The sequence below is a fragment of the Pseudomonas sp. N040 genome (genome assembly GCF_015637705.1).
Classification (GTDB): Bacteria; Pseudomonadota; Gammaproteobacteria; order Pseudomonadales; family Pseudomonadaceae; genus Aquipseudomonas.
In genome coordinates this window covers 260,912-274,593 of the sequence record NZ_JADOBE010000003.1, presented here as the reverse complement: position 1 = coordinate 274,593, position 13,682 = coordinate 260,912, and the positions used below count along the sequence as shown (strand labels likewise).

The window sequence follows — 13,682 nt, the reverse complement described above, 5'->3', positions numbered from 1 at the left end:
CCGCTAGAATTGCGCACTTTTTGATCAGCGCAGTGAACACCACTGGCGCGTATCCAGCCCGAGGTTCGCCATGTCTACCCCCGCCAGCCCCAAAGTCGGTTTTGTCAGCCTCGGTTGCCCCAAGGCGCTGGTCGACTCCGAACGCATCCTCACCCAGTTGCGCATGGAAGGTTACGAGGTGGTGTCCAGCTATGAAGATGCCGACGTGGTGGTGGTCAACACCTGTGGCTTTATCGACAGTGCCAAGGCGGAATCGCTGGATGTGATCGGTGAGGCGCTGGCCGAGAACGGCAAGGTCATTGTCACCGGCTGCATGGGTGTGGAAGAGTCGGCCATTCGCAATGTGCACCCCAGCGTGCTGGCCGTCACCGGCCCACAGCAGTACGAACAGGTGCTGAACGCCGTACACGATGTCGTTGCGCCCAATAAGGAACACAACCCTCTGATCGACCTGGTACCACCACAGGGCGTCAAGCTGACCCCGCGCCACTACGCCTATCTGAAGATTTCAGAAGGCTGCAACCACAGCTGCAGCTTCTGCATCATCCCGTCGATGCGCGGCAAGCTGGTCAGCCGTCCGGTCGGCGAAGTGCTCGGCGAAGCCGAGCGGCTGGTCAAGGCCGGCGTCAAGGAAGTCCTGGTGATTTCCCAGGACACCAGCGCCTATGGCGTGGACATGAAGTACAAGACCGATTTCTGGAACGGCCAGCCGGTGAAGACGCGCATGCTCGAATTGTGCGAAGCGCTCGGCAGCATGGGTGTGTGGGTGCGTTTGCACTATGTCTATCCGTACCCGAATGTGGACGACGTGATTCCGCTGATGGCCGCCGGCAAGATCCTGCCGTACCTGGACATCCCCTTCCAGCACGCCAGCCCGAAAGTGCTCAAGGCGATGAAGCGCCCGGCCTTCGAAGACAAGACTCTGGCGCGGATCAAGAACTGGCGCGAGCAGTGCCCGGAACTGACCATCCGTTCCACGTTCATCGTCGGCTTTCCCGGCGAAACCGAAGAAGATTTCCAGTACCTGCTCGACTGGCTGAGCGAAGCCCAGCTCGACCGGGTTGGCTGCTTCCAGTACTCGCCGGTGGAAGGCGCACCCGCCAACGATCTGGATCTGGAACCAGTGCCGGACGATATCAAGCAGGATCGCTGGGACCGCTTCATGGCGCATCAGCAGGCCATTTCTGCCGAACGCTTGCAGCAGAAAATCGGCCGCGAGATTGAAGTACTGATCGACGAAGTCGACGACGAAGGCGCTGTAGGCCGCTCCTGGGCCGATGCCCCGGAAATTGACGGCAGCGTGTTTATCGCCACGAACAGCGTAAGTCCCGGCGACAAAGTCCGCGTACGCGTCGTCGATGCCGACGAATACGACCTGTGGGCCGAACTGCTCTGAGGAATACGCCGTAGAGCTGGTGCAACCCGCCGGGTAATGGTTTGCGGGTTGCCCCCGTTCCAGCAAAACTCGCATACACTTCGCTAAAAAATTGGACTAGACTCCAAAAATTGTTTGCACTCAACCTGTGCAAGCACTTCTGGAGCTATCTCGCATGAAATTTTTGCGCTTTCAGCCAAGCCTGTTGGCTGTTGTTGTTGCCGCCAGCCTGGGTTCAACTGTGTTCGCCGCTGACACAACCGCGCCAGTAGCGGCCAAGCCCCCCTACTCGCCCTACGTGAATGAAGACTTCCCGACCCGACCGCTATTCGGCGACACCCATGTACACACTGCGTTCTCCATGGACGCCGGAGCCTTTGGCGCGCGCCTGAGCCCGGCAGACGCCTATCGTTTCGGTCGCGGCGAACAAGTCACCTCGTCGACCGGTCAACCCGCCAAACTTTCACGCCCGCTTGATTTCATGGTGATCTCGGACCATTCCGACGGCTTCGGTTTTTTCCCCACCCTGATGAGCGGCGATCCGACCCTGCTGGCTACGCCGCAAGGGCGCAAATGGTATGACCTGATCAAGGCCGGCAAAGGTGGTGAGGCAGCAATCGATATCATCACCAGCTTCGGCCAGAACAAACTGCCCGATGGTTTCCCATTGCCGGGAACACCCGCCTACAAGTCAGCCTGGGCTCAAGTGATCAAGGCGGCCGAGGAGGCCAATGATCCTGGGCGCTTCACCGCCATCATTGGCTACGAATGGACCTCCAACGAACAGGGCAACAACCTGCACCGTAATGTGTTGTTTCGTGAAGGTGGCGAGCAGGCCAGCAAGGTCGAGCCCTACACCACCCTGCCACCGCTCGGCAGCGGCAACCCGGAAGACCTGTGGAAATGGTTGGCTGAAGCAGAAAGCAAAACCGGCAGTCAGATTCTGGCCATCGCCCACAACGGCAACCTGAGTAACGGTCGCATGTTCCCTACCACCGAGGTGTATGGCGGCAAGAAGATCGACAAGGCCTACATCGAAACGCGCGCCAAATGGGAGAAGCTCTACGAAGTAACCCAGATCAAAGGCGACGGCGAGACCAATCCAGCCCTGTCACCCACGGATGAGTTCGCCAACTTCGAACGACTGGACAAGAGCAACCTGGATGCTTCGCAAGCCAAGACACCTGAAATGCTCCAGTATGAGTACGCCCGTGAAGCATTGAAGAACGGTCTCAAACTGGACAAGGAGTTTGGCACCAACCCCTACAAGTTCGGCATGATCGGCTCAACCGACTCGCACACCGGACTGGCCACTGCCGGGGAAGATAACTTCTTTGGCAAGGCAAGCAATATGGAGCCGAACCCCAAGCGACTGACCAAGGACTTCTTCCGCAACTTCAAGACCGGCATCGGCATCAAGGAATGGCAATTGTCATCGTCCGGCTACGCTGCTGTGTGGGCCAAGGAAAACACCCGCGCATCGATATTCGATGCCATGCAACGCAAGGAAACCTACGCCACCACCGGACCGCGCATGACTGTGCGCTTCTTTGGCGGCTGGGACTTTACCCCGGACGATGCACAAGATCGCATGCCGGCGCGCGTGGGTTACGCCAAAGGCGTACCGATGGGCGGCGACCTGAACAACGCACCTGCCGGCAAATCGCCAACCTTCCTGGTGGCCGCCATGAAGGACCCGATGGGTGCCAATCTCGACCGCATCCAGATCATCAAGGGCTGGCTCGACAGCAAGGGCGAAGCTCACGAGAAAATCTATGACGTGAGCTGGGGCGATGCCGAGCGGCGCCAACCCGGCAAGGACGGCCAGTTGCCGGCAGTCGGCAGTACCGTCGATGTCGCCAATGCCAGTTGGACTAATACTATTGGCGATTCCGACCTGATCACCGCGTGGACCGACCCGGACTTCGACGCCAGACAGAGTGCCTTTTATTACGCGCGCGTGCTGGAAATCCCGACCCCGCGCTGGACCGCCTACGATGCCAAGTATTTCGCCCTGAAAGCCGACAAGGACGTGCCCATGCAATTGCAGGAGCGCGCCTACACCTCGCCGATCTGGTACACCCCGTGAATCAGTAAGGGACGCGCTACACCCAAACGGGAGAAACGGGCAGCCGACGTTTCTCCCTTTTTGTTGGCCCTGCACTTTTATCGGTTGAACAACGATCAGCGTGCTAATGCTTTGCACCACGCCGCTCTGACAAGGCAGACTGACGCCTTTACCGCATCGATCCCGGAGCACGCATGCTTGCGCAAAACCTTGATCAACTGAACGCCATCCGCGATGAATGCAAAGCCATGGTTACCCGTCGGGCCGGGCTCTCGGCCGGTGCCGCAGTCCTGCCCATCCCGGGAGTCGATATTGGTGCCGATGTCAGCCTGCTGCTGGAAATGATCCCGGCGATCAACCAGAAGTTCGGTCTGACGCCCGAACAGATCGAGCAACTGCCGCTGCAGCTCAAGAAGATCACCGTGGTCGCCGTCACCAGCGTTGGCAGCGAAATGGTCGGCAAGCTGGTGACCAAGCATGTACTGATCCAGGTGCTGAAAAAGGTCGGCGTGCGGGTCACCACCAAGGCGTTTGTGAAGTTCATCCCCATCCTTGGCCAGGCAGTTGCGGCCTCGATCAGCTTTGGCGCCATGAAGATGGTCGGCAACGCGCATGTCGAGGACTGCTACACCGTGGTACGCAACACCCAGCTTGCCCGTCAGGCACTCGCCAGCGAGCCGGCCGATGCATAGCGTTGCGCCGGTCGGTTACCTGCGCTCGTGCTTTCGCGAAAAGTTCGCCATCCCGCGCCAGCCGCAGCTGGCGCCAGCGGCGCGCGGGGTGCTGGAACTGCTGCCACCGTTCAATACCGGCGAAGCTGTCGCCGGGCTGGAACAGGTCAGCCACGTCTGGCTGCTGTTCCTGTTTCACCAGGCCCTCGAGGACAAGCCGCGCCTCAAGGTGCGCCCGCCGCGGCTGGGTGGCAACCAGTCGATCGGCGTGTTCGCCAGCCGCTCGACCCACCGACCCAACGGTATCGGCCAGTCGGTGGTCCGGCTGGACAAGGTTGAAGCCGCTCGCCTGTGGCTGTCCGGCATCGACCTGCTGGACGGCACGCCGGTGCTCGATATCAAGCCCTACGTACCCTATGCCGACTGCGTGGCGGATGCGCACAACGGCATTGCCGAAGCGGCCCCGGCGACCATCGCCGTCGACTGGCAACCCGCCGCGCTCGAACAGGCTCGACTGCACGCCCTGCGCCTGAATGAACCCCTGGTCGAGTTGATCGAACAGTGCCTGGCCCAGGATCCGCGTCCTGCCTATCAAGTACCCGCGAGTTCGCGACGCTATGGCTGCCGGCTGTGGGACCTGGATGTGCGCTGGCATTACCCGCAGCCGGAGCGCATCTGCGTACTGGAAGTACTGCTGGCGGAGTGAGCGCATTTACTCCGGCCTGGCAGCCATTCAATGCCCCTCTCACTTCGCCGGAAGCACCCCATGCACACCGATGCCATCACCCGCCTGCAGCAGCATTTGCGCAGCGCCCTGGACCCGGCCCCAGGCGAGGCCCGTCGGCTCTTGCATGGCCGCGGCAGGCGCTGGCCGGGGCTGGAACAGATCAGCGTCGACTGGCTGCAAGGGATCCTGCTGGTGACGCTGTTCCGCCAGCCGGAGCCTGGTCAACTGGCCGCCCTCGAAGCCATGCTGCCCAGCCTCGGACAGCCTGTACTGCTGCAGCACCGCTACCGGCCGGACTGCCCGGCAGAATGGCTGGCAGGCGCGCCGCTGAGCACCTGGCAGATCGACGAGGACGGGCTGCGTTACCAGCTGGACTTGGGCAACAAGCAGAACAGCGGCCTGTTCCTCGACATGCGTTATGGCCGCCGTTGGGTACGCCAGCAGGCGGCCGGCAAGACAGTCCTCAACCTGTTCGCCTACACCTGCGGCTTCTCAATAGCGGCGATCGCCGGTGGCGCGCGGCAGGTAGTCAATCTGGACATGGCCAGGGCGGCCCTCAGCCGCGGGCGCGACAATCACCGGCTGAACCAGCACGACCTCAGCCGGGTGAGCTTCCTGGCTCACGATCTGTTCAAGTCGTGGGGAAAAGTGAAACGCCTCGGCCCGTTCGACCTGATCATCGTCGACCCGCCCAGCTTGCAGAAAGGCAGCTTTGTGCTGAGCAGTGACTACCCGAAGATTTTGCGCCGCCTGCCTGACCTGCTGAACCAGGATGGTCTGGTGCTGGCCTGCTGCAACGACCCGGACCGCGGCTCCGCGTTCCTGCTGGATGCCGTCGCCCGTGAAGCGCCAGGCCTGGTCTTCCGCGAGCGCCTGGAAAACCCGCCCGAGTTTGCCGACATCGATCCGGAGTGCGGGTTGAAAGCCCTGGTGTTTCAGCGCACGGCGCAAGCCGGGTTGAGCCCGACAAAGGCAGGCCCTTGAGTTTTCAGGAGCGGCGTCCTCGCCGCGATGGCGCTGCAAAAGCACCCACCGAGGTGGTGCGCCTACCGGCGAAACTACTATTCAGGGACCTGATCAATAGCTGCGGCGCTTACTTCTCGACGAAGGCGCGCTCGATCAGGTAGTCGCCCGGATCGCCCATGCGCGGGGAAATCTTCAGGCCGAAACTGTCCAGCACGGCACTGGTTTCATCCAGCATGCTCGGGCTGCCGCAGATCATGGCGCGATCATCCTGCGGGTTGATCGGCGGCAGGCCGATATCGCTGAACAGCTTGCCGGTGCGCATCAGGTCGGTCAGCCGGCCCTGGTTCTCGAACTCTTCACGGGTCACCGTGGGGTAGTAGATCAGCTTCTGCCGCAGTGCCTCGCCGAAAAACTCGTTGTTCGGCAGGTGCTCGGTGATGAACTCGCGGTAGGCCACTTCGTTCACATAGCGCACGCCGTGAATCAGGATGACCTTCTCGAAGCGCTCATAGGTTTCCGGATCCTGGATCACGCTCATGAACGGCGCCAGACCGGTGCCGGTGCTGAGCAGGTACAGATGCTTGCCCGGCAACAGGTCGTCCAGCACCAGGGTGCCGGTGGGTTTGCGACTGACCATCAGCTCGTCGCCCGGTTGCAGGTGCTGCAGGCGCGAGGTCAACGGGCCGTCCTGCACCTTGATGCTGAAGAATTCCAGATGCTCTTCGTAGTTCGGGCTGGCGATCGAGTAGGCGCGCATCAGCGGGCGGCCGTTTTCCTGCTGCAGGCCGATCATGACGAACTGCCCGTTCTCGAAACGCAGCCCCGGATTACGGGTGGTCTTGAAGCTGAACAGGGTGTCGTTCCAGTGATGGACACTGAGTACGCGTTCGACATTCATATTGCTCATGGTGAGTTCCTGAAGCAGCAGACTTGATGGGGACGGATTTTAGGCGCAGGCTGTTAATCTGTTAAGTGAATAATAAAGATATTAAATATTGGTTATATAGATATGAGATTTACCCTGCGACAACTCGAAGTGTTCGCCGCCGTGGCCACCCAAGGCAACGTTTCCAGGGCTGCGCAAACACTGGCGCTTTCCCAGTCAGCCGCGAGTACCTCGCTGTCGGAGCTGGAACGCAGCATCAGCACCCTGCTGTTTGACCGGGTCGGCAAACGCCTCAACCTGAACTCCGCTGGTCAGCAGTTATTGCCCCAGGCATTGGCGCTGCTCGAGCAGGCCCGGGAAATCGAAGCCCTGCTCAATGGCAAAAGCGGTTTCAGGTCACTCGCTGTCGGGGCAACCCTGACGGTTGGCAACTACCTGGCAACCCTGCTGCTCGGCAAGTTCATGCAGAACCACCCCGAGTGCCGGGTCAGCCTGCATGTCAGCAACACCGAGCAGATGGTGCAGCAGATCGCCCGCTACGAACTGGATCTGGGGCTGATCGAGGGCGATTGCCAGCACCCGGATATCATCGTCCGGCACTGGGTGGATGACGAACTGGTGGTGTTCTGTGCTCCCGAACACCCGCTGGCCAAGCGCGGCCAGGCCACCACGGAGGAGCTCTGCCGCGAAGCCTGGATCCTGCGCGAGAAAGGCTCCGGCACCCGGCTGACCTTTGATCAGGCCATGCGCCATCATCTGTCGCAGCTAAATATCCGGCTTGAACTGGAACACACCGAAGCGATCAAGCGGGCGGTGGAGTCGGGGCTGGGCATCAGCTGCATTTCACGCCTGGCACTGCGCGATGCGTTTCGGCGGGGCAGCCTGGTGGCGGTGGAAACGCCGCAACTGGACCTGCTCCGGCAGTTCCAGTTCATCTGGAACCGGCAGAAGAACCAGACCGCCGCGATGGCCGAATTCCTTGAGCTGTGCAAGGCACTGACCAGCAACGTGGCACGCAGTGACCAGATCGTCCTGCCGATGCTGAACTGAACCGCTCAACCGAGCAGGATCAGGCCCCAGACCACGCCGATCAGGCACAGCGCGATGAACTGGGCGGCGCTGCCCATGTCCTTGGCGCTCTTCGACAGCGGATGGATGTCCAGCGAGATGCGGTCGATCGCCGCCTCGATGGCCGAGTTGAGCAGCTCGACGATCAGCAGGATCAGGCACACGGCGACCATCAGTGCCCGCTCGACCCGGCTGACATCGAACACGAAGGCCAGCGGGATCAACAGCACATTGATCAGTACCAGCTGACGGAACGCCGCCTCGCCAACAAAGGCGCTATGCAAGCCGGCCATGGAGTAACCGGTAGCGTTGAGAATGCGTTTGAGGCCGGTCTGGCCCTTGAATGGTGACATCGGTGAACTATCCAGAATTATGCCGCGCCGGTGAATCCGGCCCAGCGGAGAAGGTGAAGGGCTGCATCCCTGCCAGCGCCGGATGCCAAGGCTTGGCGCCGGTTGCAGCCAGGCCTGCGGAAAACATCGATCCTCGCCACTTGGCGGTTAAATCCTCAATCCAGCCGTGCTTCATTGCGGCGCTACGTTTTCCAGCTGCTGCAACAACATGGCCGCCTGGGTCCGGGTGCGCACGCCCAACTTGCGGAAGATCGCGGTGACATGCGCCTTGATCGTCGCCTCGGACACTGCCAGCTCCCAGGCAATCTGCTTGTTCAGCAAACCGTCGCAGACCATGGTCAGCACGCGGAACTGCTGGGGTGTCAGGCTGGCCAGACCGGCGCTGGCCGCCTTGGCTGCGGCGGACACGGCGGTCATCTGCGCCGATGGATTCGGCCACCACAGGTCTCCGTCGAGCACCGCACGCACGGCCTGCTGGATCTGCTCCAGCGAGCTGGACTTGGGAATGAAGCCACTGGCGCCAAACTCGCGTGAGCGCGACACCACCGCAGCCTCTTCCTGTGCCGAAATCATCACCACCGGTATCTGCGGGTATTGCCCGCGCAGCAGCACCAGCCCGGAGAAGCCGTGTGCCCCGGGCATGTTCAGATCGAGCAGGACCAGATCCCAGTCACTTTTCTCATTCAGCCGGGCTTCCAGCTCTGCAATGCTGGCAGCCTCGGCCAGCCGCACCTCACTCCCCAGGCCAATACTCAGCGCCTGTTGCAAGGCACTGCGGAACAGCGGGTGATCGTCGGCGATCAGTATTTCGTAAGCAGCCATGGCATGTCCTTTTATTGGCACTGCTCCCGGTGCAGCACCTGGCTGCAATCCAGCCTGTCACTCCACCCGCCGGCCTCACAGCACGCGGATCAGGCGGACAGTCCACTGGCAGGCAGTGACCGGGACAGCATTATTGTTATGAACGCATGAGGCCTGCAGAATAACGGGGCGCAGCCAATCTTTACAGCCATACCAGCAACCCGGCTGCCGTTATACGTAAATGTCGCGCTTGCCGATAGCCAACACGGCGGCCTTGCGGCACAGTTTGTGCCCCCCACGCCGAGAGATTTGCCATGCACCGCCAAGCCCTGCGCGCCGACCTGCTGATGCTGCTGACCGCGATCATCTGGGGCTCGGCCTTCATTGCCCAGCGCCTGGGCATGGACAGTATCGGCCCGTTCCTCTACAGCGGCCTGCGCTTCACGCTCGCCAGCGCTGTACTGCTGCCGCTGATCCTGTTTCTCGAACGGCGCGTCGAGCACCGCAAACCGGAAGCGTTCAATCCCGGCTTGCTGCTCGGCGGCCTGATCATGGGCCTGGCCCTGACCGTCGGAATGAGCCTGCAGCAGGTTGGCCTGCTGTTCACCAGCGTGACCAACTCCGGCTTCATTACCGGCCTCTACGTGATCATCGTACCGCTGCTGGGCCTGCTTCTCGGTCACAAGACCGGCCTGGGTATATGGATGGGCGCAGGGCTGGCAGTCGTCGGCATGTTCCTGCTTAGCGTCGGGGAAAACTTCCAGGTGGCCTCGGGTGACTGGTTGCAGCTGGCTGGGGCGTTTGTCTGGGCGGCGCATGTATTGCTGGTCGGGCACTTCGCCAGCCGGCATGACGCCCTGCAACTGGCGCTGATCCAGTTTGCCGTCTGCGGGCTGATCAGCCTGCTGCTGGCGCTGGCCTTCGAGCCGATCGAGCTGGGCGCCATCCTGGCCGCCCTGCCGGCGATTCTGTATGGCGGGCTGCTGGGCGTGTGTGTCGGCTTTACCCTGCAGGTGATTGCCCAGAAAGATGCCATTCCTTCCCATGCGGCTGTCATCCTGTCGATGGAAGCCCTGTTCGCAGCCATGTTTGGCGCACTGTTGCTCGACGAGGCACTGAGCCTGCGCGGTTATTTCGGCTGCGCCCTGATGTTTGCCGGCATGTTGCTGGCACAGCTCTGGCCGCGCCGGCTCGCAGCCTGACCTCAGCCAGGCAGAAACGCCTGTAACGCCTGGTGCGCAGGACTGCCGAGATCCAGCGGCTGATTGCGCTTGGCGGCCAGGTAATGCTCGGTGAATACATCCAGATAGGCATCCAGCGCCTGGGCCGCACGCTGGTCGCCGGCCAGCTCCAGGCAGAGCGCCGCCACCTCGGCCGTACACAAGTGTTCCTCGCGCTGCGCGCGGCGCAGGCGATAGCGCGACAATTGTTCCGGTTGCAGGCTGAGGACCGGAAAACGGTCCAGATAGGGACTCTTGCGAAACATCTTGCGCGCTTCCATCCAGGTCGCATCGAGCAGCACGAACAGCGGCCGCTGCCCCGGGGCGAGCGGCACCCGCTCAACCACCCGCTCCGGCTCGGCATACTCGCCGGGAAAGACGATGATGGGTTGCCACTGCGGGTCATTCAGCAGGGCCTCGATTGCCGGGTCCGGCTCGGTTCGCGACCAGCCGAAAGCCGCGGTATCCGCCACCACGTCGGCAATCAGCCAACCGGTATTGCTCGGCTTCAGCGGCTCGGTGTCGTACATCAGCAGGCACACACCCGCCACACTGCTGACCTGCGGTCGCCACGCGCACAGGCAGTAGCTGAACGCCACCCGGCAGTGCGGACAGCGCGGCACTCGCGAGCCGCGCGCATTGAACGGACGAACGCTGCGCGCCAGACGCTCGGCACGCAAACGGGCAACGGCATGGCTCATGGGCAGTTCACCAGAACAAACGGACAGGGCTCGCCCTGCGCGGGGACGGCAGTTTAACAGCCTTTACGTGCAGCACGGCAGGCTCCGGCTGTGCGCAGTCACCTCCATTGGGCGATATCTGCATGAGACAGGGCGTATCGCGGGTGTTTTGCCTGCTTAAATGAGTAACATCGGAGTCCACCCCGCCAGCTTCAAGCAACCGGAGATTTGCATGTCCAGCCAGTACCCCGCCGTCGATCCCACAGGCCTGCTCGAATACTCGGTGGTGTTCACCGATCGCTCGCTGAACCATATGTCCCAGCAGTTCCAGCAGGTCATGCGCGACATTTCCGCCGGGCTCAAGCGCACCTACGCCGCCGCTGCCGTGGCCGTCGTGCCCGGTGGCGGGACTTACGGCATGGAAGCGGTGGCCCGGCAGTTTGCCGGGGGCAAGAAATGCATGGTGCTGCGCAATGGCTGGTTCAGTTATCGCTGGAGCCAGATCTTCGAAACCGGACGGATTCCCGCGGAGGAAATCGTCCTCAAGGCGCGCCCAGTGGCCAGCGGGCAGCAGCAGCCGTGGACACCGGCCCCGCTCGACGAAGTGGTCGCCAGCATTCGCCAGCACAAGCCCGACCTGCTGTTCGCTCCGCATGTGGAAACCGCCTCCGGGATCATCCTGCCCGACACGTATCTGCGCGCCATCGCCGACGCCATGCATGAACACGGCGGACTGTTCGTCCTCGACTGCATCGCCTCCGGCGCGGTCTGGGTTGACATGCGCGCCTGTGCGGTCGATGTGCTGATCAGTGCCCCGCAGAAAGGCTGGAGCGCCTCGCCCTGCTGCGCACTGGTGATGCTTGGTGAAACGGCCGCCGAGCGTATCCAGCAGACCCGCAGCAGCAGCTTTGCCTGTGACCTGCTCAAATGGCTGCAGATCATGCAGGCCTACGAAAATGGCGGGCATGCCTACCACGCGACGCTGCCGACGGATGCCCTGGCGCGCTTCTGCCAGAGCCTGCAGGAAACCGCAGGCCATGGCCTGGACAACCTCAAGGCCAGGCAATGGGCGCTGGGCCAGCGCGTCAGGGCACTGCTGGCCAGCAGTGGGTTCCCCAGCGTCGCCGCTGCCGGCTTCGAAGCGCCTGGCGTGGTGGTCAGCTATACCGCTGACCCGCTGATCCACAACGGCAGGAAATTCATCGAGCAAGGCCTGCAGACGGCGGCTGGCGTACCCTTGATGTGTGATGAGGCGGCGGACTTCCGCACCTTCCGCATCGGCCTTTTCGGCCTGGACAAATGGCTCGACCCGCAACAGGCAGTGCACAACCTCGAGAGCGCCCTGCGCGAGGTAAGCCCGGCGAGCTGACCTGCATCAACACCACCTGCCTGACATGGGGGCAGGCTTCGAGTCATCCTCTGCGTACAGGAGTTCGTCATGGCTCTGCTCAACTTTTACGGCGCGATACAGCAAGTCACCGGTTCCTGCTATCTGATCGAGAGCCGCGATGGCTCCCGGGTGCTGCTCGAGTGCGGCATGCACCAGGGCTATCGGGATGCGGACGAGCGCAATCGGGCAGCGTTCCCCTTCGATCCTGGCAGCCTGAATGCGGTAGTGATCTCGCATGCCCACCTGGATCACAGCGGACTGCTGCCGCGCCTGGCTGCCGAAGGCTACCGCGGACCGATTTATGCCACCGTCGCCACCTGCGAGCTGATGGAACTGATGCTGCTCGACGCCGCGCATATCCAGGAACATGACACCGAGTGGGAAAACAAATGGCGCGCACGCGTCGGCAAGGACCCGATTACCCCCATTTACGCCACCGCCGATGCCGAGCGGGCACTTGAGCTGCGCCGCCCGCTGAACTATGGCGCGAGGCATGAGGTCGCCCCGGGCGTGCGGGTTACCTACCATGATGCCGGACATATTCTCGGTTCTTCGATTGTCGAGCTGGAGGTTGATGATCACCACCTGACCCGGCATCTGGTGTTCTCCGGCGACCTGGGCAATAACTGCTCGCCGCTGATGCATGACCCGAGCATTCTCAGCCGGGCCGACGCCGTCATGCTCGAATCCACCTACGGTGATCGTGACCATCGCTGTACGCCGGATACGCTCGATGAGCTGGCCGAGATTCTCCAGCAGGCGCACCGCGATGGCGGCAATGTACTGATACCGGCCTTTGCCGTCGGCCGCACCCAGGATCTGATCTATCACCTGGGCCGCTTCTATCAGCAAGGTCGCCTGCCGCAGCAGGCAGTATTCCTCGACAGTCCGATGGCTATCCGCGCCAATGCGATCTACAACCGCTACATCGACCAGTTCAATCCGGAAGACCGGGCTGCACTGCATGCCAAGGGGGTAAAGCGCATCGAGGAATGGCTGCCGATCCTGCGCTGCACACCGTCACCCGAGGACTCTATGGCGATCAACCGCATCAAGAGCGGCGCCATCATCATCGCTGGCAGCGGCATGTGTACCGGCGGGCGCATCGTGCACCACTTCAAGCACAATATCTGGCGCCAGGAATGCCACTTGGTGTTTCCCGGCTTCCAGGCCAAGGGCACCCTGGGACGTGCCATCGTCGATGGTGCCAACAGCATCAAGGTCCTGCACCAGCGCTTCGCGGTCAAAGCCAAGGTTCACACGCTCGGCGGCTTTTCCGCCCATGCCGGGCAAAGCGAGCTGATCGACTGGGTAAAACACTTCGATCACCGCCCCGAGCTGTATCTGGTGCATGGCGAGCTGGAAAAAATGCTGATCCTGCAGCAGGTCATCAAGCAGCGCCTGGACTGGACCGCCACCATTCCGGAACCCGGCGAGCAAGTGGTGCTCTAAAGCAGGCAACCGACCCATCCAGAGG

Annotated in this window: 13 protein-coding genes; 9 read left to right on the top strand and 4 right to left on the bottom strand. The window is 62.0% G+C overall.

The genetic code is table 11. From position 1 onward, the window contains the following. Positions 1 to 70: 70 nt before the first annotated feature. The 5 genes from rimO (at position 71) to ISX93_RS06630 (ending at position 5,825) form a co-directional block, all read left to right on the top strand. The gene (rimO, locus tag ISX93_RS06650; RefSeq protein WP_195777929.1) at positions 71 to 1,396 is read left to right on the top strand and encodes a 30S ribosomal protein S12 methylthiotransferase RimO; all 1,326 of its coding nucleotides are present in this window, start codon (positions 71 to 73) and stop codon (positions 1,394 to 1,396) included. A 154-nt stretch (positions 1,397 to 1,550) separates the two neighbouring features. After that, entirely contained in the window at positions 1,551 to 3,464 is a 1,914-nt protein-coding gene (locus ISX93_RS06645) for a DUF3604 domain-containing protein (protein ID WP_195777928.1), read from the top strand. A gap of 173 nt (positions 3,465 to 3,637) precedes the next feature. Next, positions 3,638 to 4,135, top strand: coding sequence for a hypothetical protein (locus tag ISX93_RS06640; protein WP_195777927.1), 498 nt, complete (start codon positions 3,638 to 3,640; stop codon positions 4,133 to 4,135). Then, on the top strand, positions 4,128 to 4,820 hold the full coding sequence (gene tsaA, locus ISX93_RS06635) for a tRNA (N6-threonylcarbamoyladenosine(37)-N6)-methyltransferase TrmO (RefSeq protein ID WP_195777926.1): 693 nt from the start codon (positions 4,128 to 4,130) through the stop codon (positions 4,818 to 4,820). The genes ISX93_RS06640 and tsaA overlap by 8 nt, the downstream gene beginning before the upstream one ends. A 30-nt stretch (positions 4,821 to 4,850) precedes the next feature. Beyond that, the gene (locus tag ISX93_RS06630; protein WP_374987653.1) at positions 4,851 to 5,825 is read left to right on the top strand and encodes a class I SAM-dependent methyltransferase; all 975 of its coding nucleotides are present in this window, start codon (positions 4,851 to 4,853) and stop codon (positions 5,823 to 5,825) included. Positions 5,826 to 5,934: 109 nt separating this feature from the next. On the opposite strand, the gene fpr is transcribed toward ISX93_RS06630, so the two are convergent. Continuing rightward, entirely contained in the window at positions 5,935 to 6,714 is a 780-nt protein-coding gene (gene fpr, locus ISX93_RS06625) for a ferredoxin--NADP reductase (RefSeq protein ID WP_195777924.1), read from the bottom strand. A gap of 102 nt (positions 6,715 to 6,816) precedes the next feature. On the opposite strand from fpr, the gene ISX93_RS06620 reads away from it, so the two are divergent. Further along, positions 6,817 to 7,743 carry a LysR family transcriptional regulator gene (locus ISX93_RS06620; protein WP_195777923.1) on the top strand — a complete coding sequence of 309 codons (927 nt, stop codon included), beginning with the start codon at positions 6,817 to 6,819 and terminating at the stop codon, positions 7,741 to 7,743. A gap of 5 nt (positions 7,744 to 7,748) precedes the next feature. Here ISX93_RS06620 and ISX93_RS06615 read toward each other — a convergent pair whose 3' ends face one another. Next, entirely contained in the window at positions 7,749 to 8,114 is a 366-nt protein-coding gene (locus ISX93_RS06615) for a diacylglycerol kinase (protein ID WP_195777922.1), read from the bottom strand. 171 nt (positions 8,115 to 8,285) lie between these two features. Continuing rightward, entirely contained in the window at positions 8,286 to 8,936 is a 651-nt protein-coding gene (gene erdR / locus ISX93_RS06610) for a response regulator transcription factor ErdR (RefSeq protein ID WP_195777921.1), read from the bottom strand. A gap of 293 nt (positions 8,937 to 9,229) precedes the next feature. Here erdR and ISX93_RS06605 point away from each other — a divergent pair, with 293 nt between their 5' ends. Beyond that, the gene (locus ISX93_RS06605) at positions 9,230 to 10,117 is read left to right on the top strand and encodes a DMT family transporter (RefSeq protein WP_195777920.1); all 888 of its coding nucleotides are present in this window, start codon (positions 9,230 to 9,232) and stop codon (positions 10,115 to 10,117) included. 2 nt (positions 10,118 to 10,119) lie between these two features. Here the strand turns inward: ISX93_RS06605 and ISX93_RS06600 are convergent, their stop codons facing one another. After that, on the bottom strand, positions 10,120 to 10,836 hold the full coding sequence (locus ISX93_RS06600; RefSeq protein WP_195777919.1) for a tRNA-uridine aminocarboxypropyltransferase: 717 nt from the start codon (positions 10,834 to 10,836) through the stop codon (positions 10,120 to 10,122). A gap of 211 nt (positions 10,837 to 11,047) precedes the next feature. On the opposite strand from ISX93_RS06600, the gene ISX93_RS06595 reads away from it, so the two are divergent. Further along, positions 11,048 to 12,184: an alanine--glyoxylate aminotransferase family protein gene (locus ISX93_RS06595; protein WP_195777918.1), complete on the top strand. Its 1,137-nt coding sequence runs from the start codon at positions 11,048 to 11,050 to the stop codon at positions 12,182 to 12,184. Between the two features lie 69 nt (positions 12,185 to 12,253). Beyond that, positions 12,254 to 13,657, top strand: a complete 1,404-nt coding sequence (locus ISX93_RS06590; protein WP_195777917.1) for an MBL fold metallo-hydrolase RNA specificity domain-containing protein — start codon at positions 12,254 to 12,256, stop codon at positions 13,655 to 13,657. Positions 13,658 to 13,682 lie beyond the last annotated feature (25 nt).

What these genes read in the sequence shown, in the direction of transcription:
- rimO (WP_195777929.1), top strand. Translation starts at nt 71, where the DNA reads ATGTCTACCCCCGCCAGCCCCAAAGTCGGTTTTGTCAGCCTCGGTTGC.
- ISX93_RS06645 (WP_195777928.1), top strand. Translation starts at nt 1,551, where the DNA reads ATGAAATTTTTGCGCTTTCAGCCAAGCCTGTTGGCTGTTGTTGTTGCC.
- ISX93_RS06640 (WP_195777927.1), top strand. Translation starts at nt 3,638, where the DNA reads ATGCTTGCGCAAAACCTTGATCAACTGAACGCCATCCGCGATGAATGC.
- tsaA (WP_195777926.1), top strand. Translation starts at nt 4,128, where the DNA reads ATGCATAGCGTTGCGCCGGTCGGTTACCTGCGCTCGTGCTTTCGCGAA.
- ISX93_RS06630 (WP_374987653.1), top strand. Translation starts at nt 4,851, where the DNA reads ATGCCCCTCTCACTTCGCCGGAAGCACCCCATGCACACCGATGCCATC.
- fpr (WP_195777924.1), bottom strand. Translation starts at nt 6,714, where the DNA reads ATGAGCAATATGAATGTCGAACGCGTACTCAGTGTCCATCACTGGAAC.
- ISX93_RS06620 (WP_195777923.1), top strand. Translation starts at nt 6,817, where the DNA reads ATGAGATTTACCCTGCGACAACTCGAAGTGTTCGCCGCCGTGGCCACC.
- ISX93_RS06615 (WP_195777922.1), bottom strand. Translation starts at nt 8,114, where the DNA reads ATGTCACCATTCAAGGGCCAGACCGGCCTCAAACGCATTCTCAACGCT.
- erdR (WP_195777921.1), bottom strand. Translation starts at nt 8,936, where the DNA reads ATGGCTGCTTACGAAATACTGATCGCCGACGATCACCCGCTGTTCCGC.
- ISX93_RS06605 (WP_195777920.1), top strand. Translation starts at nt 9,230, where the DNA reads ATGCACCGCCAAGCCCTGCGCGCCGACCTGCTGATGCTGCTGACCGCG.
- ISX93_RS06600 (WP_195777919.1), bottom strand. Translation starts at nt 10,836, where the DNA reads ATGAGCCATGCCGTTGCCCGTTTGCGTGCCGAGCGTCTGGCGCGCAGC.
- ISX93_RS06595 (WP_195777918.1), top strand. Translation starts at nt 11,048, where the DNA reads ATGTCCAGCCAGTACCCCGCCGTCGATCCCACAGGCCTGCTCGAATAC.
- ISX93_RS06590 (WP_195777917.1), top strand. Translation starts at nt 12,254, where the DNA reads ATGGCTCTGCTCAACTTTTACGGCGCGATACAGCAAGTCACCGGTTCC.